This is a genomic window from Bradyrhizobium sp. Kon37 (assembly GCF_055807535.1).
This window is the reverse complement of sequence record NZ_JBVVOY010000009.1, coordinates 37,215-58,271: the sequence shown is the minus strand read 5'-3', so window position 1 is coordinate 58,271 and position 21,057 is coordinate 37,215. Positions and strand designations below refer to the sequence as shown.

The following is a 21,057-nucleotide window of genomic DNA, read 5'->3' as shown; positions in this document are numbered from 1 at the left end:
ACAGCACCGCCTCGGCCAGAGCCGCGGACGAGCGACGCTCCAAAAGGCTTGAATGTAGTTACGTGCCTACATATGATCCATCAGGGAATAACGGCCGATCGGGAGGCGCAAACAATGGTGACCAGTCTCACCAGCCGAGAGTTCAATCACGATACCAGCGGCGCAAAAAAAGCAGCTTCGCGGGGACCGGTCTTTATTACTGACCGCGGTCGGCCCGCCCATGTCCTGCTGACGATCGAAGACTATTTGCGTCTGACTGGCGGGCACATGAGCCTTGCCGAAGCATTGGGGCAGGCAGAGACGGACTTCGATTTCGATCCGCCCCGCGTTGCCGGCCGAATTTTCAAGCCCGCTGATCTCGACTGATGTTTCTGCTGGACACCAATGTAATTTCCGAACTGAGGCGGCCAGATAAAGCTCATCGCAATGTCGCAGCATGGGCCAATGCAAGTCCGGCGGCGGACTTCTTCATTTCCGCCATCTCGATATTAGAAATCGAACTCGGAGCACGCCTGATCGAGCGCAAAGACGCTGCGCGAGGTGCAGTCCTGCGAGCTTGGATCGACAATCACATTCTGGCTCGCTTTGAAAATCGAATCCTGGCCGTTGATACCGCCGTCGCGCTGCGCTGCGCGCAACTTCACGTTCCCAACCCACGGGCCGAACGCGATGCTCTCATTGCAGCAACCGCCCTTGTTCACGGCTTGACGATCGTTACGCGCAATGTGGGCGACTTCCAACCGACCGGCGTGCCGCTGATAAACCCGTGGGAACAGGCAGCCTGCTAAGAACCCGCCGTTATCGCAGGCGCACGACGGGTGCCGCTTCCTGCGGCGGGTCCGCTGCCGCATCATCCATGTCCGCCCCCTTCGGCATCGCCGCCATCACCTCGATGCCCTTGCCGTGGCAGATGGTGGCGAGGCGCTCGGGCAATTCCTGGTCGGTGACGAAGGTCTGGATCTGGCTGATATGTGCGATGCGCACCGGCGCGCTGCGGCGGAGCTTGGTCGAGTCCGCGACCAGCATGACGCTGCGGGCGTTGGCGATGATGGCTTGCGCCACCTGCACCTCGCGATAGTCGAAGTCGAGCAGCGCGCCCTCCTCGTCGATCGCGGACGCCCCGATGATGGCGTAGTCGACCTTGAACTGGCCGATCAGCTGCGTCGCGGTCGAGCCGACCACCGCACCGTCGGCGCGTCGTACCGTGCCGCCGGCGACCACCACTTCGATGCGGGGATGGCGGTAGAGCAGCATGGCGACGTTCAGATTGTTGGTGATGACGAGGAGGTCCTCGTGGGAGGTCAGCGCGCTCGCGACCTCCTCGGTCGTGGTGCCGATGTTGATGAAGAGCGAGCAGCCGTTCGGGATCAGGGAGGCGGCCGCGGCTCCAATCGCCTTCTTCTCGTCCGCGGCGACGAAGCGCCGCGCCTCATAGGCGAGATTTTCGACGCCGGAGGCGATGATGGCGCCGCCATGGATGCGGGTCAGCGAGCGGCGCTCGCAGAGATCGTTGAGATCCTTGCGGATGGTCTGCGCCGAAACCTCGAACCGGCGCGCCAGCTCCTCGACCATGACGCGGCCCGAGGCGCGTGCGATGTTGAGGATTTCGGCTTGGCGATGGGTCAGTCCGGTCACGGCGATGGCCTCAAGTCAGGAAGTTGCATGGTGCGGCGGTTCCCGCGTTCGGTCAATGCGCGCGCCGATCACGGTTAACGGACGAAGGTCCTCACCACGCCATTGCGGCGGCGAGGCGCGCCAGCAGCGTGGGATCGTCGAAGGCGCTGGCGGAGGCGATAGCCCCGGCGGCGACGAGATCAGCGTGGCTGAGGCTGGTCCGGATGCCGATGGTCGGAATGCCGGCCGCTACGGCCGACTGCACGCCGGTGCGGGAGTCCTCGAACGCGATCGAGGCCATGGCGCTGGCACCGGCAAAGCGCAACCCTTCCTGATAAGGCAGCGGATGCGGCTTGCCGTGCGACAGCTCGGCGCCGATCACCAGCGCCTTGAAGCGGTGCGTGATGCCGAGGCCGGACAGCAGCAGCTCCGCATTGAGTCGCGGGGCGTTGGTCACGGCAACCATGGAAATACCGGCCGCATCCGCCCTGTCGAGCAGCGCCATCAGGCCCGGCAGCGGCTCGATCTGCCCGGCGACGAGTTCGCGGAAGACTTCCTCCTTCTCATCGAGGATCGAGGCACGCCGTTCCGGCGCCTCATCGGGCAGAAAGCGCTCGCCGATCGCTATATTCGCGAAGCCTTGCAGCTCCCTGGAGAAGCGCGCGTGATCGAAGACATGGCCGCGAGGGCCGAGCACCTGGTTGAACGCCTTCAGGTGCAGCGGATCGGTGTTGGCGAGCGTACCGTCGATATCGAACAGCAACGCCCTTCCCGTCTCCCTGCCGATAGCCTCGATCATGTCCGTACTTTCCCGAATAGATGACGCATCAATACGAAAGCCGTATCAATACAGCGCCAATCGCGCAATGACGCACGTGCATGACCACGACGCGACACTCGACAAAGTCGCGCGCGGCTGCAACACTCCGTGCAAGATCAAAAAGGAGGAAACGATGACGATCAACCGACGCGATCTGGCTCTCTCGACTCTTGCCGTCCCAGCTCTTGCCGTCTCCACGCTTGCAGTTTCAGCGCTCACGACACCGGTGCTGGCGGCCTCGGCGGACGAGGAAGCCGTGGCGAAGAAGGTCGAGGCGTTCCGTCTCGCCCAGATCGCGGCCGATCCCAAGGCGCTCGGCGCGCTCTGCGCCGAGGAGGTGAGCTACAGCCATTCCAGCGGCAAGGTCGAGGACAAGGCGACCTTCGTCGCCAACGCCACCGACGGCAAATCCAAATTCCTGTCGATCGAGTACAAGGACCCGACTATCAAGGTCGTCGGCCCCGCTGCGATCGTGCGTTTCCACTGGGTGGCGGAACAGGAGATGGCGGCCGATGGGAAAAAAGTGCCGACCAATCTTCACATCCTGATGAACTGGCAGAAGCAGGGCGACGACTGGAAGCTGCTCTCGCGGGCGGCGACGAAGTTGTGAACAACGGCTCTTCCCCTCTCCCCTTGCGGGAGAGGGTGGCTTCGCGAAGCGAAGTCGGGTGAGGAGTTTCTCTCCGAGAACGAACCCCTCGCAGTGGAATTTGCGGAGGCGACCCTCATCCGGCGCTACGCGCCACCTTCTCCCACAAGGGGAGAAGAGAAGAAGAGTTCGCGGCAAAAGATTCCCACCTCTCGCGCTACGCGCGGCGCGGAATGACTAGCGGGACGACTACGCCGCTTCCTTCACATCACCGTTAACCAGCTTGCGCGCGGCGCGCTCGGCTTCGCGGGCGTTGCGGAAGAGCTGGCCTTCGAGACGGTTGAAGCGGTTGGATGAGGCGAAAAAGCAGTAGCCTCCCTGGGAACGAACGACGATACCTGCGGTCTGCGAATCGACTTCGATGATGTAGCTGTCCGGCATGGTCCGTGGATTCCTCAGTGCGGGCAAATAACGGCAGTTCTGCCCAAAGGTTCCTGGGCATTTTGACGCCGTTTCCACCCCGGATCGACACGCGATGGAGTACGCCGGGACCTCATCCGTTTTATGACTGGTTCTTGGCAAAGCCGCGGCGCCGTGACTCAGTCGCGCCGCGTTTGGCGGCGTCGCACCTGAGATGAGGCGCAACGCCGCGCGCGATTACGTCGCGATGGTGGTGTCGGCCGGGCGAACCGGCTGCGGGCGGCCGTGCTCGTCGATCGACACGTAGGTGAAGTTGCCGTCGGTGACGAGGAACGGTTGCTGCTCGCCGCGGCGCAGCGCCCATGCTTCCAGATGCACGGTGACAGACGTGCGCCCGATGCGGACGAGGTGGGCGTGAACCGAAACGAGATCGCCGACATAGACGGCCTTGCGGAAATTCATCGCCTCGATGGCGACGGTCACCGTGCGCGACTTTGCGACCTTTGACGCAAACACGCCGCCGCCGACGTCCATCTGGCTGAGCAGCCAGCCGCCGAAGATGTCGCCGTTTGCGTTGGTGTCGGCAGGCATTGCCAGCGTGCGAATGCAGAGATCGCCGCCCGGCCCGGCATTGGCTTGCTCGTTCATGCCGCTCTCACTTGAAGATTGCTCACTTGAGGATTGCTCGCTTGAAATTGCTCACTTGAAATTATCCCAGCCCGGATCCGGCGCAAAGCGCTCGCCGAATCTTCCGGCCAGCGCGCGCAAGGTGGATACGACATGATCCACGCCACGCGTGCGCGCATAGTTCAACGGACCGCCACGGAACGGTGCATAACCGGTGCCGAAGATCATGGCGCCGTCGACCATGTCGGCATCATCGACGATACCTTCGCGAAGCGCGGCGACGCAGACATTGGACATCGGCAGCACCAGGCGGTCGATCATCTGGTCGGTGACGCGCGGACCGGTCTCGGGCAACGGCGCCTTTTCGGCCTTGCCGTCGCGCCAGACGTAAAAGCCCTTGCCGGTCTTGCGGCCAAGTTCGCCCTTGGCGACTTTCTCGCGCAGCCAGGGCGGTGTCGGCGGCAGCAGATCGCCGAACTTGGTGCGCAACATGTCGCCGACGTCGAGACAGATGTCGAGCCCGACCTGGTCAGCCAGTTCGATCGGCCCCATCGGCATGCCGAACTGCTCCGCGGCGGCATCGATCAGGCGCTGATCGATCTTCTCGTCCAGCATCACCATCGCTTCCAGCATGTAAGGCGTCAGCGCGCGGTTGACGAGGAAGCCCGGCGAGCTCTTCACCGGCAACGGCAGCCGATCGATCGCGCCGACGAAAGCGAGTGCCTCCTTCAGCACCTGCGTATCGTTACCGTCATGGCTGACGACTTCGACCAATTGCAACCGCGACACCGGGTTGAAGAAGTGAAGGCCGACCAGCCGCTCCGGCCGCGCCAGCGTGGTGCGCAAATCCTGGAGCGGAATGCTCGAGGTGTTGGTCGCGAGAATCGCGCCCGGCTTCATTCGCGGCTCGAGCCCGGCATAGACCTTCTGCTTGAGCTCGAGCTTCTCCGGGACCGCCTCGATGATGAGATCGGCGTTGCGGACGCCCTCCCCGTCCATGTCGGGGATCAGGCGATCGAGCGCGTCGCGCACCTCGGTCGGCTTGCGGATGATCTTGCCGTAGAGCTCGGCGGCGCGCTTGACCGCGCCCGCGATCGGCTCCGCCTTCATGTCGGCGAGCGAGACGCGCAGCCCCTGCCCCGCGCACCAGGCCGCGATGTCGCCGCCCATGGCGCCGGCGCCAATGACGTGGACATGCCTGATCATGTTGCCGGAGCCTGCCGCCTTCTTCATCTGCTCGCGCAGGAAGAACACGCGGATTAAATTCTGCGCGGTCGGCGTCACCATCAACTTGGCGAACGAGGCCTGCTCTGCCCTGAGCATCGCGGCCTTGCTGCCACCATGGGCCTCCCAGAGATCGATCAAAGCATAGGGTGCTGGATAATGCTCGCGGGACGCGGCCTTCGCCGCCTCCGATCGCATCCGCCTGGCCAACAGCCCGCGCACCGGGCCGAAATTCGCCGCACGCGTCAGAAAGCCCGGCCGCGCCCGCTTGAGCCGGCCGAACAGTGCGTCCTTCACCGCGTTGCGAACGTGGCGCTCCTGCGTCACGGTGTCGATGAGGCCGAGCGATCTGGCGCGGCGGGCATCGATGGTGCGGCCGGTCAGCATCAAAGCCATCGATCGGGTCGGATTGACCAGCGCGGTGAAACGCGCGGTGCCGCCGAGACCGGGATGCAGGCCCAGCATCACCTCAGGGAAGCCGAAGCGCGCGCCGTCGATGGCGATGCGCGATTGGCAGGCCAGCGCGACTTCGAGCCCGCCGCCGAGGCAGAAGCCGTGGATCACCGCGACCGTCGGCAGCTTCAGCGCTTCCAGATGGTCGACCACCGCATGGGCCGCGCGGATCCGCGTCTCCACCATCCCGGCATCGCTGGCGCCACGGAATTCGTTGACGTCGGCGCCGGCGATGAAGCCGGACGGCTTTGCGGAGCGGATCACGAGGCCGGCAGGACGCTCGGTCTCGATCGCCGCCAGCACGGCGTCGAACTCCTCCATCACGTCCGAGGACAGCGTGTTGGCGCTGGCGTCAGTGCGGTCGAACAGGAGCCAGGCGACGCCGTCGGCGTCGCGCGTCAGCTTGAAGTGCTTGTAGGGACTATCGGCAGCGGGCTTGGGCCCGAGCTCCATCACGCGGTCGCCGAGCGCGGTCATGATCCTGGAATCCATGTCACACCGCCTCGATCAGCATGGCGCCGCCGAGCCCGCCGCCGATGCATTCGGTCGCAACGCCGCGCCGCGTGCCGAGCCGCTTCATGGTGTTGACGAGATGCAGTACGATGCGATTGCCGGAGGTGCCGACGGGATGCCCGAGCGAGATTGCGCCGCCATCGACATTGAGTTTTTCGCGGTCGATCTCGCCGGCAGCGCCGTCCAGCCCCAAAATCTCGCGGCAGAACTTGTCGTCATTCCAGGCGGCGAGGCAGCCGAGCACTTGGGTAGCGAACGCCTCGTTGAGCTCCCAAGTCTGGACGTCCTGGATGGTGAGATCGTTGCGCTTCAGCAGCGGCGTCGCCGACATCACGGGACCGAGACCCATGATGCTTGGGTCAAGTGCGGCCCAGTTGCTGTCGACGATGACGGCCTTCGGCGTCAGCTTGTGCTTGGCGACCGCTTCGTCGGACGCCAGGATCACCCAGGACGCGCCGTCGGTGATCTGCGAGGAATTGCCGGCCGTGACCTGGCCCCAGGGACGCTCGAACACCGGTCTCAGTTTAGCGAGCGTCTCGGCCGTCGAGTCCGGACGCACGCCATCATCATGGTCGAAGAATTTTCCGTCGCGGGAGAACGCGGTTTCGACTTCGCCCTTGAGAAAACCTTCCGCCTGCGCATGCGCGAGCCGGCGATGGCTCTCGGCGGCATAGGCATCGGACTGCGCGCGGGTGATGCCGAAGAGATGGCCGACGACTTCGGCCGTCTGGCCCATGTTCAGGTCGGTAATGGGATCGGTCAGCCCGCGCTCCAACCCGATGATCGGCTTGAGATAGCGCGGCCGCAGCTTGAAGGCTGCGGCAAGCTTCGCCGCCATGCCCTTGGCGGTGGCAAGGCCGGCAAACCAGCGCACGCCGGAATTGGGCCAGACCAGCGGCGCGTGGCTCAAGGCTTCGGTGCCGCCGGCGAGGATCATGTCGGCATGGCCCTCGCGAATGTAGCGGTAGGCGGTGTCGATCGACTGCATGCCCGAGCCGCAATTGATCTGCACGGTGAAGGCGACCATGTCTTCGCCCATGCCCAGCCGAAGCGCGGCCACGCGAGCAGGGTTCATCTCGTCCGCGATCACGTTGACGCAGCCGAGGATGACCTGGTCGAAGGCATCAGGCGCAAACGGCTGGCGCGCCAGCAGCGGCCGACCGCATTGCACGGCGAGATCGACCGGCGTGAACGGACCGGGCCCCGAACGCGCCTTCAAAAACGGCGTCCGGCTGCCGTCGACGATGAAAACCGGTCGTGCCATCAGCTCGCCGCCCTCTGTTCACCGAGTTCCTGGAAGAACTGATGCACGTCGCCGGTTTTCTTGTAAATCGGCGACAGCGCCTCCGGCGCAAAATCGTCGACCTCAATCACCTTTGTAACGGCTTCGCGGGCCGCGGCCAGCTGCTCGCCCTCGGCCTGCGTGATCACGCCCTTGGCCACCGCATCCTTCCAGTCGCTCATGTGCGCCGCGCGCATGCGCCAGGCGATGGCGTCCGTGCCTGCGACCAGGTTGAAAGCGCGCTCCAGCCGGGCGAAGCCGCCATCGTCATCGACATAAGCCAGATCAGGCGTGAGGCGGTCGCGCGCGGCCGACGGCTCCAGCACGAGGCTTGCGCATTGATGCACAACCCGGTCGGAGGGACCCAGCACGCGGGCACCGAAGGGCTGGACCACGAATTTGAGGACGCCTGCGACGAAGCGGTTCGGCAGATTGGCCAAAATCTCCGCAAGCCGATTCTCGATGGTCCGAAAGCCCGTCGCCATGCACCATTCGAGCGCGGCAAAATCCTCCTTCTGCCGGCCCTCGTCCTGCCAGCGTTTGAGCGCGGCCGAGAGCAGATACAGCTCGGACAGGATGTCGCCGAAGCGTGCCGACAGCATCTCCTTGCGCTTGAGCGCGCCGCCGAGCGTGAGCAGCGCCATATCGGCGCAGAGGGCGAACGCCGCGGAGTAGCGCGAGAGCTGACGATAGAATGGCCTGGCGTCACCCGCATCGGGTGCAAGCGCGAAGACACCAAAGCTCCAGCTCCGGCCGAAGGCGCGCAATAATGTCTCGAAGCTGTGGCCGACATGCTTCCAGAACGCCTTGTCGAAGGCGGCGAGCCCGCGCTCGCGATCGGCATCGGCAAGCGCATTCATCTCGTCGAGCAAATAAGGATGGGCGCGGATGGCGCCCTGCCCGAACACGATGAGATTGCGGGTGAGGATATTGGCGCCCTCGACGGTGATGCCGACGGGGACGGCACGGTGGAGATTGCCGAGATAGTTTTGCGGACCGTCGATCACGGCCTTGCCGCCATGGATGTCCATGGCGTCGTCGACCGCGGTGCGCATCCGCTCGGTCGCGTGCAGCTTCATGATGCCCGAGATGACAGCGGGATGGATGCCGGCATTCAGCGCGGCGCAGGTCAGCCGTCGCGCAGCATCGAGCTGATAGGCGGTCGCGACGATGCGCGCGAGCGGCTCCTCGACGCCTTCGAATTTGGAGATGGAGATGCCGAACTGCTCGCGGATCCGGGCATAGGCGCCGGTGGTGCGGGCGGCATAGGCGGCGCCGGCGGCGGAGAGCGACGGCAACGAGATGCCGCGGCCGGCGGCGAGCGCCGTCATCAGCATCTTCCAGCCCTGCCCCAGCCGCGCCTGGCCGCCGATGACGTAGTCGAGCGGAATGAAAACATCGCGGCCCCAATTCGGGCCGTTCTGGAACACCTGCATCGACGGCAGATGGCGTTTGCCGATTTCGACGCCGGGAAGGTTGGTCGGGATCAGCGCCACGCTGATGCCGAGCTCCTCCCGATCGCCGACGAGATGATCCGGGTCATAGGCCTTGAAGGCGAGGCCAAGCAGCGTCGCGACGGGACCGAGCGTGATGTAGCGCTTGTGCCAGTTGAGCTTCAGGCCCAGCACCTCCTGGCCCTCGAAGCTGCCCTTGCAGATGATGCCGGTGTCGACCATCGAGGCGGCATCGGAGCCGGCCTCGGGGCTGGTGAGGCCGAAGCAGGGAATGTCGCGGCCGTCGGCAAGACGCGGCAGCCAGCGCTGCTGCTGCTCCTTGGTGCCGAAGTGCATCAGGAGCTCGCCGGGGCCCAACGAGTTCGGCACCATCACCGTCACCGCGGCGGCAATCGAGCGGGTCGAGATCTTGCGCACCACTTCCGAATGCGCATAGGGCGAGAAGCCGAGGCCGCCGAACTCCTTCGGAATGATCATGCCGAAGAATTTTTCGCGCTTGATGAAGTGCCAGACATCGGGCGGCAGGTCGCGCCATTCCCAAAAGATCTTCCATTCATCGAGCATGGCGCAGAGCTCGTCGACGGGGCCGTTGAGGAAGGCCTGCTCCTCGTCAGTCAGCGTTGCCTGCGGGACCTTCAGCAGCTTCGACCAATCAGGGTTGCCGGTGAAGAGATCGGCGTCCCACCAGACGTCGCCGGCCTCCAGTGCCTCGCGCTCGGTGTCCGACATCGCCGGCAGCACGCCGCGCGCCCAGGAGAAAATCGGCTTGGTCAGGGTGTCGCGGCGGAAGCTCATGGCGGACCTCATGCATCGGCGCGGTGATCGGGCATTTTAGCGGAAAGTGGCCGGCGGCGGTGAACACTTCGCCTGCGAAAAGACGCGAATTGACGCGGCCGGGCAGCCGCCCAGGGCCATAACGGCCGAGGCGTAGTGGCAGTTCCGGGAGAGGAGCGCGGCGAAAAGCGGGAGCCGAGAGCGACCAGATCAGTCCGGCCGGACCATCTCGAACATGTTTTCCGGCTTGATCTCGAAATAATCACCGCTGCGGCCGGCGCGGACAATCGGGCGGGCGGCGGCGGTCTGGTAGACGCCATCCTTGATCATGGCCTTGTCGATGTGGACGGCGACAACCTCGCCGAGCGTCAACCAGGCATTGGCTTCCTTGCCGTCGGCGCCCTTGAGCCGGACGATATCGGACACCTTGCATTCGAAGGCGACCGGACTCTCGCCCACGCGCGGCACGTTGACGAGCCTGCCGGGCACGGCGGTGAGGCCGGCGACCTCGAACTCGTCGACCTCAGGGCCAACATGCGCCGCGGTCGCGTTCATGTGCCTGGCCAGGTCCATGGTGGCGAGATTCCAGACGAACTCGCCGGTCTGCTGGATGTTCTCGACCGTGTCCTTCCAGTTTGTGGAGGAGAAACCGATGATCGGGGGGACATAGCAGAACGCGTTGAAGAAGCTGTAGGGCGCGAGGTTGACATGGCCTTTGGTGTCGCGCGACGAGATCCAGCCGATCGGCCGCGGCGCGACGATGGCGTTGAAGGGATCGTGCTTGAGGCCGTGGCCCTTGGCGGGCTCGTAGAAGTGTAGGTCTTTGTCGGTCACGCGCTGTTTCCTTCTCGTCATTGCGAGCGCAGCGAAGCGATCCAGAATCCCTGTGCGGAGACAGTCTGGATTGCTTCGCTGCGCTCGCAATGACGGAGTGTGTGGATCCGTCCTGGGCCGTCCCGGCCGATAAATCCGAGGGCAGCCTGCTTATAGGAGGAAATCCGACGCCGCGTCAGTGCCGCGGGGACAATCCCGCGATGACGAAATCGATCATCTGGTCGATGGTCGGGCCCGGCTTAGTGGCGCACTGGGCGATCATCTGGGGGTGGAAAAAGCGCATCATCGCGGTGCAGGCGCACAGCGCGGCCAGTTGCAGGTCCGGCGCCTCGAACTCGCCGGAGGCCGCGCCTTGCGCGATCATCTGGCCGATGACCCCGGCAATGCACTCCATGTGGTTGACGCAGACGTCCCAGTCCTCCTGCATCGCGATCTCGACCATCTCGTGCAGCTTATTGTCGCCGACATAGCGCTCGGTGTTCATACGATTGATGGTGGTGAGCAGTTCGCGGAAGCGCGGCAGTACCGGACCGGGCCTCGCCACGATCCGCTGCGCTTCCAGCTCGACCTCGCCCATCAGCGAACGGGCCACCGCCTGATGAATCGCCTTCTTCGATTCGAAGAAGCGATAGACGTTGGCGGGGCTCATCTTGAGCTCCTTGGCGATGTCCCCGACCGTGGTCTTGAGATAACCGATCTGGCGGAACAGCCGCTCGGCCACCTCAAGAATACGATCCCGGGTGTCCCCTTCGATATGTTCCGAAACCAGTGTCATCTGTCAGGACTCGTCAATCAGCAGTTCATCTTCACTTATTCAGCCGCCTCAGCAAGCGGAATTGCGTTCTGGTCATCGCTCCCATGCTGCGGCGCGGCAGGCTGCTCGGGCGTACCTGCCTCATCCAGGCTCTTGCGGAACCAGAGGGCATAGAGGCCCGGCAGGTACAGCAGCGTCAGGAAGGTCGCGACGAACAATCCGCCCATGATGGTGATCGCCATCGGGCCCCAGAACGCCGAGCGCGACAGCGGGATCATGGCGAGGATGGCGGCAAGCGCCGTCAGCACCACCGGACGGGCGCGGCGGACGGTGGCCTCGACGATCGCTTCGCGGCGGGTCAGGCCATGCGAAACGTCGGTCTCGATCTGATCCACGAGGATGACGGCGTTGCGCATGATCATGCCGGCGAGCGCGATCAGGCCGAGCAGCGCCACGAAGCCGAACGGGGCGTTGGCGATGTTGAGCCCGAAGGAGGCGCCGACGATGCCGAGCGGCGCGGTCAGGAACACCAGGATCAGGCGCGAGAAGCTCTGCAGCTGGAACATCAGCAGCGTCAGCATCACCATGACCATCAGCGGGAAGAGAATGAAGATCGAGGCGTTACCCTTGGCCGATTCCTCGAACGCGCCGCCCGCTTCGATGCGGTAGGCCGGCTCGAGATTGTCCTTGATCGCCTTCAGCTTCGGCGCGATCTGGCCGGTGACGTCGGGCGCCTGCACGCCGTCGACGACGTCGGAGCGCACGGTGATTGCCATGTCGCGGTTACGCCGCCACATGATCGGCTCCTCGTGGGCATACTCGATCTTGGCGATCTGCTGCAGCGGCACGGCCACGCCGTTGCGCGAGGTGATGGTGAGATCGCCGACTGCGCCGAGGTCGAGCCGTTCGGACGAGACGGCGCGCGCGACCACGCCGACCTTTTCGATGCCGTCGCGCACGGTCGTCACCTGCGAGCCCGAGATCAGCATCGACAGCGCCTGCGACACGTCCTGCGGGGTCAGGCCCATGGCGCGGGCGCGATCCTGGTCGACGACGAGCTTGAGGTAAGGCGACTGCTCGTTCCAGTCGAGCTGGACGTCCTTGACGCTCTTGTTCTGCCGCATGACGTCGCGAACCTGGTAGGCGATCTCGCGCACCTTGTTGGCGTCGGGGCCGATGACGCGAAACTGCACGGGAAAACCAACGGGGGGACCGAAATTGAAGCGGTCGACGCGCACGCGGGCCTCGTTGAGCGCGCCGTCGGCAACAGCGCTTTCAAGCTTGGCCTTGATGCGCTCGCGCGCCTCGACGCCCTTTGCGACGATGACGATTTCGGCGAAAGCCTCGTTCGGAAGCTGCGGATTGAGGCCGAGCCAGAAGCGCGGCGAGCCCTGCCCGACATAGGCCGTGTAGGTCTCGATGTCCTTGTCGTCCTTGAGCATGGTCTCGGCCTTCTTCACCGCCTTTTCCGTGACGTTGAAGGCGGTGCCCTCGGGCAGGCGAAGCTGCAGGAACAGCTCGGGGCGCTCGGAGAGCGGGAAGAACTGTTGCTGGACGTGGCCGAAGCCGACGATCGAGGCGATGAAGACGCCGACGGTCGCAGCCACCACGGTGATTCGGTGATTGACGCACCACTGCACGATGGCGCGCAGGCCCCGATACATACGGGTCTCGTACACCGCGTGCGGATCGTGATTGTGGTGCACCTTGATGTTGGGCAGCAGCATGACGCCGATATAGGGCGTGAAGATCACCGCCACGAACCAGGACGCAACCAGCGCGATCGCCACGATCCAGAAGATGCTGCCCGCATATTCGCCGACCGCGGAATTGGCAAAGCCGATGGGGAGGAAGCCAGCGGCCGTGACCAGCGTTCCCGTGAGCATCGGAAACGCAGTGGATTCCCAGGCAAAGGACGCCGCACGCATGCGGTCCCAGCCCTGCTCCATCTTCACCACCATCATCTCGACCGCGATGATGGCGTCATCCACCAGCAGGCCCAGCGCGATGATCAGCGCACCCAGCGTGATGCGGTGCAGATCGAGCGACATCGTATTCATGACGACGAAGACGATGCCGAGCACCAGCGGCACCGACAGCGCGACCACGATGCCGGTGCGCCAGCCGAGTGCCAGGAACGACACGAACAACACGATCACCAGCGCTTCCATGAAGGAGTGCACGAATTCGCTGACGGCGTGCTCGACCACCTTGGGCTGGTCGGCGATCAGCTTGATGTCGACGCCCTGCGGCACCGCCTTCATGAATTCAGCCGTCGCCTTCTCGACCTCCTTGCCGAGATCGAGGATGTTGGCGCCCTTGGCGGTGACGACGCCGATGCCGATCGCGGCCTTGCCTTCCTGGCGCACGATGAAGCTCGGCGGGTCGACGTAACCATGGGTGACGGTGGCGATGTCGCCGAGGCGGAACACGCGACCATTGCTCTCGACTGGGGTCTCGGCGACGGCCTTGGCGCCGTCGAGCGCACCGGTGACGCGCAGCGGCACGCGTTGAGAGGAGGTCTCGACCGTGCCGGCCGGCGTCACGTTGTTCTGCTTGGCGAGCGAGTCGAACAGCGCCTGCGGCGTGATGCCGAGAGTGGCGAGCTTGGCATGGCTGAACTCGACGAAGATGCGCTCATCCTGGTTGCCGTAGACGTCGACCTTGGTCACGCCCGGCACCTTCAGGAGGCGCTGACGGAAACCCTCCGAGACCTTCTTGAGCTGGGCGTAGTCGGCGCCGTCGCCGGTCATCATGTAGAGGATGGAATCGACGTCGGAGAACTCGTCGTTAACGACGGGCCCGAGAATCCCTGCGGGCAGCTGGCCCTGCACGTCGGCCAGCTTCTTGCGCAGCAGATAAAAGAGATACGGCACGTCTTTCGGCGGCGTGGAATCGCGGAAGGTGACCTGGAGCGCAGTGAAGCCGGGCTTGGAATAAGTCTGCACCTTCTCGAAGTAAGGCAGCTCCTGGATTTTCTTCTCGATGGGATCGGCGACTTGGGCCTGCATCTCCTGCGCGGTCGCGCCCGGCCAGAGCACGGAGACGTTGACCACCTTGACCGTGAAGAACGGATCCTCGGCGCGGCCGAGCTTCTGATAGGAGAAGAACCCGGCGACGCCGAGAATGAGCATCAGGAACAGGATCAGCGTCGGATGGCTGACGGCCCAGGCCGAAAGATTGAAGCGCTTCATCGCACTCTCCAAAGATGATCCGGTTGCAAAAAAACGACAGCCACCCTGTTCAACGCGTCGTCGCGAGGCAGCGAAGCAATCCAGGGGGCTGGGCAGGTTCTGGATCGCTTCGCCGCTTCAGCCAAAGCATTTGCGCTCGGGCCGAAACTCACCTCACACGACGTAACTCGTAAGCGAGACTTAAAAGGACAGTGACGACACGATCCGCACCCTCTGGGCCGGATCGAGCTTCTGCACACCGAGGGCGACGATCTTGGCGCCCTCTTCGACACCGCCGGTGACGACGACGTCGTTGCTCTCGTAGGACTTCACCGTCACCGGCTTCAGCGTGACCCCGCCGTTATCGTCGACGACGTAGAAAGACGGTTTGCCGCCTTCGTTGAACAGTGCCGACAGCGGCAGCCGCGCGACGCGCTCGGTGGCAGCGTCCGACAGCGTCAGCGTCGCGGTCATGCCGAGCGAAACCTTGTCGTCGGCCTCGGGCAGCGAAAACTTGGCGAGATAGGTGCGCGTGGCAGGATCCGCAGTGGGCGCGATCTCGCGCAGCTTGGCCGTATATTTCTTGCCCGGCTCCGACCAAAGAGTGACGCTGGCGGCGCCCGACTTGGCACGTCCGACCAGCGTCTCAGGGATCGCGACGACCGCTTCCTTTTCGGCAAAGCGGGCGACACGGATCGAGGTCTGGCCTGCGGCAACCACCTGGCCAGGCTCGATCAGCGTTGCAGTGACGACGCCACGGGCGTCGGCGTTGAGCGTCGCGTAGGAAAGGGAATTGTTCGTCAGCTCGACCGAGCGCTCGGCCCGGTTCAGGCGGGCGCGGGCCTCATCGGCGGCGGCGCGGCTCGAATCCAGCTGCGCGTCGGTAGTCCAGCCCTTGGCCTTCAAATCCTTGGCGCGCTGCTCGGCGGCGGCGGCCTGGGCCAGCACGCCGGTCGCAGCGGTCTGCTCGGCCACGGCTTGCTCGGCCTGGAGCTTCAGATCGACCTCATCGAGGACCGCGAGCGGCTGGCCGATTTCGACGGTCTGGCCGACTTCGACCAGACGCTTGGCGACCTTGCCGGCGACCCGAAAGCCCAGATCGCTCTCGATCCGCGGCCTGATGGTGCCGACGAAGCTGCGCTCGGGCTTTTCGGCATCGTAGTGCGCAGTGGCGACAAGAACCGGCCGCGGCGGCTCGGCCTTTTCAGCGACGGTGTCATTGCACCCCGCGAGGGCGGCAGCCATCAACGCCAGCGAAACACCAGCCAAGAGCCTCGAATAGCTGGATAAAACGGATCGGACGAACATCGGAGGACACTCCCTCGGCTGCAATGAGAGGAATGTCAACTAATCACTGATGAAAGTCAATATTCGTCAGTCATCAGGAAAGCGTGATCGTTAAGAGGTGGTAACCTCCGCGGTTGCCCTTGGCGGAAGTCTGGGCTGTTAGAAGAAAGCGTCGCGCCGCGGGCCCTCCGGAGGGCCAGGCGGAAATGGGCCCTGGCTTTCGCCAGGGCGATTTTCGAGGCTACCGCCCCTGTTCGGCGAACTCGTGCTTGCTGTCGTGGCCGCCGATGAAGACCAGGATGCCGGCGATCAGCGGCAGCACCGCGAGCACGAACAGTCCGCTCGAGGTCTGGCCGGTGGCTTCCTTGACCCAGCCGATCAGATAGGGCCCGCCGAAGCCGGCGAGATTGCCGATCGAGTTGATCAGGGCGATGGCGCCGGCCGCCGCCGTGCCGGAGAGCCAGGCGGTCGGCAGGGTCCAGAACACGCCGAAGCAGCAGAACACGCCGATCGCGGCGACCGTCAGCACGATCATGGTCAGGGTGGGATCGGTGAGATAGCTGGAGACGCCGAGCGCGATGGCGGTGAGCAGCAACGGCGCGCCGACATGCATCACGCGCTCGCGCGTTGCGTCCGAGTGCCTCGCCCACAGGATCATCGCGATGGTGCCGAACAGATACGGGATCGCGGTGACGAAGCCGGTCTGGGCGTTGGTGAGGCCGAACGCCTTGACGATCTGCGGCAGCCAGAACTGCATGCCATAGAGCGCGCCGACGAAGCCGAAATAGACCAGGGCGAGCATGATCACCTTCGGTGAGGTCAGCGCCTCACTGAGCGACAAATGCTTCACCGCCTGCTTGGCCGCGATCTCGGCGTCGAGCTTGGTCTTGAGCCAGGCTTTCTGCTCGGCCGTGAGCCAATCCGCCTTCTCCGGCCTGTCGGTGAGATAGAACCAGGTGACGATGCCGAGCAGCACGGAAGGAATGCCCTCGATGATGAACAGCCACTGCCACCCCTTCAGGCCCATCGCGCCGTCCAGCCCGAGCAGCAGGCCGGAGACCGGGGCGCCGATCACAGTAGAGACCGGCACGGCGATGGCGAAGGCCGCAAGGAAGCGGGCGCGATATTCGGCCGGATACCAATAGGTGAGATAGAGGATGATGCCCGGGAAGAAGCCGGCTTCGGCGACGCCGAGCAGAAAGCGCAGCACGTAGAAGCTCGTGACGCCGCTCGTGAGCGCCATCAGCGCCGAGATGATGCCCCAGGTCACCATGATGCGGGCGATCCAACGGCTGGCGCCGAACTTCTCCAGCGCCAGATTGCTCGGCACCTCGAAGATGAAATAGCCGATGAAGAAGATGCCGGCGCCCCAGGAGAAGATCAGCGGCGTGAATTTCAGCTCGGCATTCATGGTCAGCGCAGCGAAACCGAGATTGACGCGGTCGAGATAGGAGAAGAAGTAGGCCAGCACCAGGAACGGGATCAGGCGCCAGGAGATGGCGCGGATCGTCGAGGTCTCGATTTCCGACTTGGCTGCGCCGGTCGAACCGGCATAGGTCGTGGTCTGGCTCATGGCTTCCCCCGGGGTTGTTGCTTTTATGGGCTGATCCGGGGTTTTGAGCATCGCCGCAAAAGAGTCAATGGAGCAAGCAATGCATCAGGCGCAACCGGTCAAACCCATTGCGCCGCTACGGACATCGCTGATCCGCGCCGGTCTGGCGCTGGCCGTGATCGCATGCGGATTGTCATTGCGCTGGTACGGCTTTCCGCTCGGCCTTTCCGCCTTCGTGGTGAAGTACGGCGGCTCGCTGCTATGGGCAACGATGGTGTTTCTGCTGGTCGGCGTTTTGCTGCCAAGGCTGTCACGGGCGCAGATCGCAGCCATCGCAATGGCGATCGCAGTCGTGGTGGAGTTTTCCCGGCTGGTGCATACGCCATGGCTCGACGCGTTCCGGCTGACCACGGCCGGAGCGTTGCTGCTTGGGCGCATCTTCTCGCCGTGGAATTTGCTGGCTTACGCGGTCGGGATTGCGTTCGGCGTTTGGATTGATCGATTGGCGGCGATGCGTAGGGTGGGTTAGCGCAGCGTAACCCACCAACCTCTGCGTCTGCGAAAACAGACTGTGGTGGATTACGCTTCGCTAATCCACCCTACGATCAGTCGGCCAGTTGAAACCGCTCGAACCGATCGAGCTCCTCCTCGATCTTCCGTTTGAGCTCCTTGCGCCCCGCGGTCTTCTTCCCCTCGCCGACCCAGGTCCATTTCTGCATCAGCAGCTTCTTTGCCTGCCGGTCGGTCTTCAGATCGAGCGCGGCGACGATCTCGTCCCCGACCAGCACGGGGAGCGCGAAATAGCCGAGCTTGCGTTTGGCCTTCGGCACATAGGCCTCGAACAAATGGTTGTAGCCGAAGATGAGATTGGTGCGCTTGCGCTGGATGATCAGCGGATCGAACGGCGAGAGGATATGGACGAGATCCGGCGGCGCGCGCTCGCCCGGCTCAAGCGCAGAAGGCAGTGCCCAGTGCTCCTGCTTGCCGGCACCGTCGATGGCGACAGGCACGAGCTCGCCACGGCGGACGCGCGAGGCGATCAGGGCAGCCACCGCCGGCTTGCGCGGCGCGTCGAGATGGCAGACCGAATCGAGGCTCACGACACCTTGCGATCGCAGCGCGCGATCGAGCAGATAGGCCGTAATGTCCTTTGCCGATGCCGGCTTCGGCAGCTTGTCCCAGCCGAAATGGCGCGTCATCAGCTCATAGGTCTTGAGCATGCCCTGTCGCTCGCTGACGGTCACGGCACCGGTATAGAAGGCGAGCTGCAATGCCCGCTTCGAGGGCTTTCGGCTTTGCCAGAGATGCTCCTTCTCGGTGAGCACGTCGTCCTCGATGTCGCGGATCGTCAGCGGACCGGCGCGCACCAGCCGCATCACCTTGCGCATGTCGGCCGGCTTCACCGAGGCGAACCATTTGTGCCCCTCGCGGCGGTGCTCGCGCATCGCCGGCAGGAAGAAGCGGAAGTCGCCGGCCGGCACATAGGACAACGCATGCGTCCAATATTCAAACACGCTCTTGTCGACGCTCTGGGCGTGGCGCAGGTCGGCGCGGCGGTAGGACGGGATCCGGCTGAACAGGATGTGGTGATGGCAGCGCTCGATCACGTTGATGGTGTCGATCTGCACATAGCCGAGATGGGCGACCGCATCTGAGACGGCTTGCGCGCCGTCACCGAACGGCGCGCGCTCGTCCAGCCGCTGGGCATGAAGCCAGATTTGCCGGGCCTGTTTCGTGGTGATTGGAATCGGTTTGGGCGCGCGGGACATTGCAGGAGGGAATGTAGCGGAATTCGCGCCGGGAGAAAGAAGCGGACCGGATTCAGCAAAAGAAAAGCCGCGCTGCCATCTGCTGACAGCGCGGCCGCTTGGCGTGGCCGAGGCCCTATTTCATCATCATGGCTTTCTGCGCCTTCATGTAATGCATGCAGCCGCCCTTCATCTTGCCATTGCTCATATCGGTATTGGCCATGGCCATTTCCTTGTTGGCCGCGACCTTGGCCGGGGTATCGGCCGTGCCCATCATCATGGCTGTCGATTTCATCATGTTATCGCCGGTGCACGCCATCATGGCGGCGGATGCCGGTGAAAGGGAAAGCGTGAACGCGACAAAAGCGGCGGCTGTGAGCAAGATCTTCATCGAAAAGTCTCCTCCGTAAAACGAAACCGGCGTCATGCCGGCCTTCGCAATACGTATTCTCCGGCGAAGACGTTTCGGGGAGAAGACAATTTTCTTGCTGCGCTGCGAAGGCGGAGGGCTCAGCGGCCAGCTTTCGGGGCTTTGGACCGGTCGCCAACGCTGCCTGTTGCGACATCGGGTTCACACGAGGCCTTGCCGCGCTCCTCCGCCTGGCAGCGATAGACACTGCCGGTGAGACGATCGACCAGCCACATATTCTCGTCGGTCGGCGCTTGAAGCCCGACATAGCGGGAGGTCAGCCCCGTGATCAGGGTCGACAGCAGGATCGCCACCGCGATCATCGCCGCGCCGACGTAGATGGGCATGGAGCTCAGGGACACGGACCGATCCGGCGGGCCACTGCGATAGAACTGGTAATCACTCGGCCTCGGCACTGGATGGAACTCGGCTCCCTTCGTTGCGCTTGTCGGAGGCTCCGCCCTAGGCGTCCATCTGGCCGAAAAATTGTCCGCAGACAGGCCATCACGCGACGGCTTTGCGACAATCGGTCAGCACAGGTTTCCCTGAGTGAACCGGGCCCCGGCCCCCGAGCGGCACCTGGGCGCGCGGTCCTCAGTGATGCGGATCACGACAGGACTGCGACGGCTCGAACGCTCGCCGGGCAGCGTGCGACCACTCTCTTCACGCGCCAGCGTCCGTCCTCGGAGTGGACCGCGGGGCGGCCCTCCACGAAACCCGAAACCGCTCGAAATTCGCTGCCATGGCCCCGGAGGGCCCCGTTTCCACCGTGACCAAGATCACACCAGGGCTTTTGAACCTGCCCTATGCTTGCAGCATCAAATAGCCATCAGGCGTCACAACGAGGATACGACAATGACCCGTTTCAATAAGTCTTTTGCACTGAAGGCGATGACCCTCTCGGCACTTCTGTCGATGACGGCCGGCTTGGCTATGGCCGGCGACGGCAATGTCTCGACCAACCAGATCCTGGATGCATTGAAGCCGAAGTCGACGACCCGCGGCCTGTCCGCAGGTCCGCAGGTCGATCCGGCCGTGCAGGCCAAGGAATCGACGTTCCTGAACACCGTGCGCAACCGCTCGACGCGGTCGCTGTCGACGGGCGAGCGCGAGCAGATTGCCGAGCTCGCCGCGACCAAGCCGAAGATCGATCTGGAGATCCAGTTCGACTACAACTCGGCCGACATCGCCCAGACGTCAGTGCCGTCGGTGCAGGCGCTCGGCAAGGCGCTGTCCGACCCCTCGCTGAAGGGCTCGACCTTCGTGGTCGCCGGCCACACCGATGCGGTCGGCACCGAGGGATACAATCAGGGGCTCTCCGAGCGGAGGGCTGACACCATCAAGAAATATTTGGTGCAGAATTACGGCCTCACCGGCACCGATCTCGTCACCGTCGGCTACGGCAAGACCAAGCTGAAGGACACCGCCAACGGCGCCGACCCGATCAACCGCCGCGTTCAGGTCGTGAACATGGACACCAAGACCGCGTCGAAGTAATTCCCAGGTCATCGCCCATAAAGGCGCCGCCTG

General features: G+C 64.0%; 20 protein-coding genes. 5 read left to right on the top strand and 15 right to left on the bottom strand.

The features are described from left to right. Nucleotides 1–114 precede the first annotated feature (114 nt). Together AC0L3J_RS18775 and AC0L3J_RS18770 are read left to right on the top strand one after the other, a co-directional pair. Nucleotides 115–366, top strand: a complete 252-nt coding sequence (locus tag AC0L3J_RS18775) for a type II toxin-antitoxin system prevent-host-death family antitoxin (RefSeq protein WP_456765640.1) — start codon at nucleotides 115–117, stop codon at nucleotides 364–366. Beyond that, nucleotides 366–788 carry a type II toxin-antitoxin system VapC family toxin gene (locus tag AC0L3J_RS18770; RefSeq protein WP_456765641.1) on the top strand — a complete coding sequence of 141 codons (423 nt, stop codon included), beginning with the start codon at nucleotides 366–368 and terminating at the stop codon, nucleotides 786–788. The genes AC0L3J_RS18775 and AC0L3J_RS18770 overlap by 1 nt, the downstream gene beginning before the upstream one ends. Nucleotides 789–798: 10 nt before the next feature. Here the strand turns inward: AC0L3J_RS18770 and AC0L3J_RS18765 are convergent, their stop codons facing one another. Then, a complete protein-coding gene (locus AC0L3J_RS18765) occupies nucleotides 799–1,635 on the bottom strand; it encodes a DeoR/GlpR family DNA-binding transcription regulator (protein ID WP_456765642.1) in 837 nt (278 codons plus the stop codon). A 91-nt stretch (nucleotides 1,636–1,726) separates the two neighbouring features. After that, nucleotides 1,727–2,413, bottom strand: a complete 687-nt coding sequence (locus AC0L3J_RS18760) for an HAD family hydrolase (protein ID WP_456765643.1) — start codon at nucleotides 2,411–2,413, stop codon at nucleotides 1,727–1,729. 154 nt (nucleotides 2,414–2,567) lie between these two features. Between AC0L3J_RS18760 and AC0L3J_RS18755 the strand changes: the two genes are divergently transcribed. Further along, nucleotides 2,568–3,044, top strand: coding sequence for a nuclear transport factor 2 family protein (locus AC0L3J_RS18755; protein WP_456765644.1), 477 nt, complete (start codon nucleotides 2,568–2,570; stop codon nucleotides 3,042–3,044). A gap of 228 nt (nucleotides 3,045–3,272) precedes the next feature. Here AC0L3J_RS18755 and AC0L3J_RS18750 read toward each other — a convergent pair whose 3' ends face one another. The 10 genes from AC0L3J_RS18750 to AC0L3J_RS18705 form a co-directional block, all read right to left on the bottom strand. Further along, nucleotides 3,273–3,464 carry a hypothetical protein gene (locus AC0L3J_RS18750; protein ID WP_007595173.1) on the bottom strand — a complete coding sequence of 64 codons (192 nt, stop codon included), beginning with the start codon at nucleotides 3,462–3,464 and terminating at the stop codon, nucleotides 3,273–3,275. 216 nt (nucleotides 3,465–3,680) lie between these two features. Next, nucleotides 3,681–4,091, bottom strand: a complete 411-nt coding sequence (locus AC0L3J_RS18745; RefSeq protein ID WP_456765645.1) for an acyl-CoA thioesterase — start codon at nucleotides 4,089–4,091, stop codon at nucleotides 3,681–3,683. 51 nt (nucleotides 4,092–4,142) lie between these two features. Beyond that, on the bottom strand, nucleotides 4,143–6,239 hold the full coding sequence (locus tag AC0L3J_RS18740; RefSeq protein WP_456765646.1) for a 3-hydroxyacyl-CoA dehydrogenase NAD-binding domain-containing protein: 2,097 nt from the start codon (nucleotides 6,237–6,239) through the stop codon (nucleotides 4,143–4,145). A gap of 1 nt (nucleotide 6,240) precedes the next feature. After that, nucleotides 6,241–7,524 carry an acetyl-CoA C-acetyltransferase gene (locus AC0L3J_RS18735; protein ID WP_456765647.1) on the bottom strand — a complete coding sequence of 428 codons (1,284 nt, stop codon included), beginning with the start codon at nucleotides 7,522–7,524 and terminating at the stop codon, nucleotides 6,241–6,243. Next, nucleotides 7,524–9,791, bottom strand: a complete 2,268-nt coding sequence (locus AC0L3J_RS18730; protein ID WP_456765648.1) for an acyl-CoA dehydrogenase — start codon at nucleotides 9,789–9,791, stop codon at nucleotides 7,524–7,526. Before AC0L3J_RS18730 ends, AC0L3J_RS18735 begins: the two co-directional genes overlap by 1 nt. 189 nt (nucleotides 9,792–9,980) lie before the next feature. After that, entirely contained in the window at nucleotides 9,981–10,604 is a 624-nt protein-coding gene (locus AC0L3J_RS18725; RefSeq protein ID WP_027516354.1) for a flavin reductase family protein, read from the bottom strand. A 175-nt stretch (nucleotides 10,605–10,779) separates the two neighbouring features. Next, entirely contained in the window at nucleotides 10,780–11,379 is a 600-nt protein-coding gene (locus AC0L3J_RS18720) for a TetR/AcrR family transcriptional regulator (RefSeq protein ID WP_106945200.1), read from the bottom strand. A 35-nt stretch (nucleotides 11,380–11,414) separates the two neighbouring features. Next, entirely contained in the window at nucleotides 11,415–14,552 is a 3,138-nt protein-coding gene (locus AC0L3J_RS18715; protein ID WP_456765649.1) for an efflux RND transporter permease subunit, read from the bottom strand. 180 nt (nucleotides 14,553–14,732) lie between these two features. After that, nucleotides 14,733–15,839, bottom strand: a complete 1,107-nt coding sequence (locus tag AC0L3J_RS18710) for an efflux RND transporter periplasmic adaptor subunit (RefSeq protein WP_456765650.1) — start codon at nucleotides 15,837–15,839, stop codon at nucleotides 14,733–14,735. A gap of 220 nt (nucleotides 15,840–16,059) precedes the next feature. Beyond that, nucleotides 16,060–17,391, bottom strand: coding sequence for an MFS transporter (locus AC0L3J_RS18705; protein ID WP_456765651.1), 1,332 nt, complete (start codon nucleotides 17,389–17,391; stop codon nucleotides 16,060–16,062). 79 nt (nucleotides 17,392–17,470) lie between these two features. On the opposite strand from AC0L3J_RS18705, the gene AC0L3J_RS18700 reads away from it, so the two are divergent. Continuing rightward, on the top strand, nucleotides 17,471–17,899 hold the full coding sequence (locus AC0L3J_RS18700; protein WP_456769693.1) for a ribosomal maturation YjgA family protein: 429 nt from the start codon (nucleotides 17,471–17,473) through the stop codon (nucleotides 17,897–17,899). A 76-nt stretch (nucleotides 17,900–17,975) separates the two neighbouring features. Here the strand turns inward: AC0L3J_RS18700 and AC0L3J_RS18695 are convergent, their stop codons facing one another. From AC0L3J_RS18695 to AC0L3J_RS18685, 3 genes are all read right to left on the bottom strand, one after another. Beyond that, nucleotides 17,976–19,139 (bottom strand): winged helix-turn-helix domain-containing protein, encoded by a 1,164-nt coding sequence (locus AC0L3J_RS18695; protein ID WP_456765652.1) that lies wholly within the window; start codon nucleotides 19,137–19,139, stop codon nucleotides 17,976–17,978. 115 nt (nucleotides 19,140–19,254) lie between these two features. Beyond that, nucleotides 19,255–19,509, bottom strand: coding sequence for a hypothetical protein (locus tag AC0L3J_RS18690; protein ID WP_456765653.1), 255 nt, complete (start codon nucleotides 19,507–19,509; stop codon nucleotides 19,255–19,257). Nucleotides 19,510–19,628: 119 nt separating this feature from the next. Continuing rightward, nucleotides 19,629–19,874: a hypothetical protein gene (locus tag AC0L3J_RS18685; RefSeq protein ID WP_456769694.1), complete on the bottom strand. Its 246-nt coding sequence runs from the start codon at nucleotides 19,872–19,874 to the stop codon at nucleotides 19,629–19,631. Nucleotides 19,875–20,382: 508 nt separating this feature from the next. Between AC0L3J_RS18685 and AC0L3J_RS18680 the strand changes: the two genes are divergently transcribed. Further along, the gene (locus tag AC0L3J_RS18680; RefSeq protein WP_456765654.1) at nucleotides 20,383–21,024 is read left to right on the top strand and encodes an OmpA family protein; all 642 of its coding nucleotides are present in this window, start codon (nucleotides 20,383–20,385) and stop codon (nucleotides 21,022–21,024) included. Nucleotides 21,025–21,057 lie beyond the last annotated feature (33 nt).

Bases quoted from the DNA above. Each gene is read 5' to 3' on its own strand.
- AC0L3J_RS18775 (WP_456765640.1), top strand. From the start codon at position 115: ATGGTGACCAGTCTCACCAGCCGAGAGTTCAATCACGATACCAGCGGC.
- AC0L3J_RS18755 (WP_456765644.1), top strand. From the start codon at position 2,568: ATGACGATCAACCGACGCGATCTGGCTCTCTCGACTCTTGCCGTCCCA.
- AC0L3J_RS18770 (WP_456765641.1), top strand. From the start codon at position 366: ATGTTTCTGCTGGACACCAATGTAATTTCCGAACTGAGGCGGCCAGAT.
- AC0L3J_RS18760 (WP_456765643.1), bottom strand. From the start codon at position 2,413: ATGATCGAGGCTATCGGCAGGGAGACGGGAAGGGCGTTGCTGTTCGAT.
- AC0L3J_RS18720 (WP_106945200.1), bottom strand. From the start codon at position 11,379: ATGACACTGGTTTCGGAACATATCGAAGGGGACACCCGGGATCGTATT.
- AC0L3J_RS18705 (WP_456765651.1), bottom strand. From the start codon at position 17,391: ATGAGCCAGACCACGACCTATGCCGGTTCGACCGGCGCAGCCAAGTCG.
- AC0L3J_RS18695 (WP_456765652.1), bottom strand. From the start codon at position 19,139: ATGTCCCGCGCGCCCAAACCGATTCCAATCACCACGAAACAGGCCCGG.
- AC0L3J_RS18680 (WP_456765654.1), top strand. From the start codon at position 20,383: ATGACCCGTTTCAATAAGTCTTTTGCACTGAAGGCGATGACCCTCTCG.
- AC0L3J_RS18710 (WP_456765650.1), bottom strand. From the start codon at position 15,839: ATGTTCGTCCGATCCGTTTTATCCAGCTATTCGAGGCTCTTGGCTGGT.
- AC0L3J_RS18690 (WP_456765653.1), bottom strand. From the start codon at position 19,509: ATGAAGATCTTGCTCACAGCCGCCGCTTTTGTCGCGTTCACGCTTTCC.
- AC0L3J_RS18685 (WP_456769694.1), bottom strand. From the start codon at position 19,874: ATGCCCATCTACGTCGGCGCGGCGATGATCGCGGTGGCGATCCTGCTG.
- AC0L3J_RS18740 (WP_456765646.1), bottom strand. From the start codon at position 6,239: ATGGATTCCAGGATCATGACCGCGCTCGGCGACCGCGTGATGGAGCTC.
- AC0L3J_RS18745 (WP_456765645.1), bottom strand. From the start codon at position 4,091: ATGAACGAGCAAGCCAATGCCGGGCCGGGCGGCGATCTCTGCATTCGC.
- AC0L3J_RS18735 (WP_456765647.1), bottom strand. From the start codon at position 7,524: ATGGCACGACCGGTTTTCATCGTCGACGGCAGCCGGACGCCGTTTTTG.
- AC0L3J_RS18730 (WP_456765648.1), bottom strand. From the start codon at position 9,791: ATGAGCTTCCGCCGCGACACCCTGACCAAGCCGATTTTCTCCTGGGCG.
- AC0L3J_RS18700 (WP_456769693.1), top strand. From the start codon at position 17,471: ATGCATCAGGCGCAACCGGTCAAACCCATTGCGCCGCTACGGACATCG.
- AC0L3J_RS18715 (WP_456765649.1), bottom strand. From the start codon at position 14,552: ATGAAGCGCTTCAATCTTTCGGCCTGGGCCGTCAGCCATCCGACGCTG.
- AC0L3J_RS18750 (WP_007595173.1), bottom strand. From the start codon at position 3,464: ATGCCGGACAGCTACATCATCGAAGTCGATTCGCAGACCGCAGGTATC.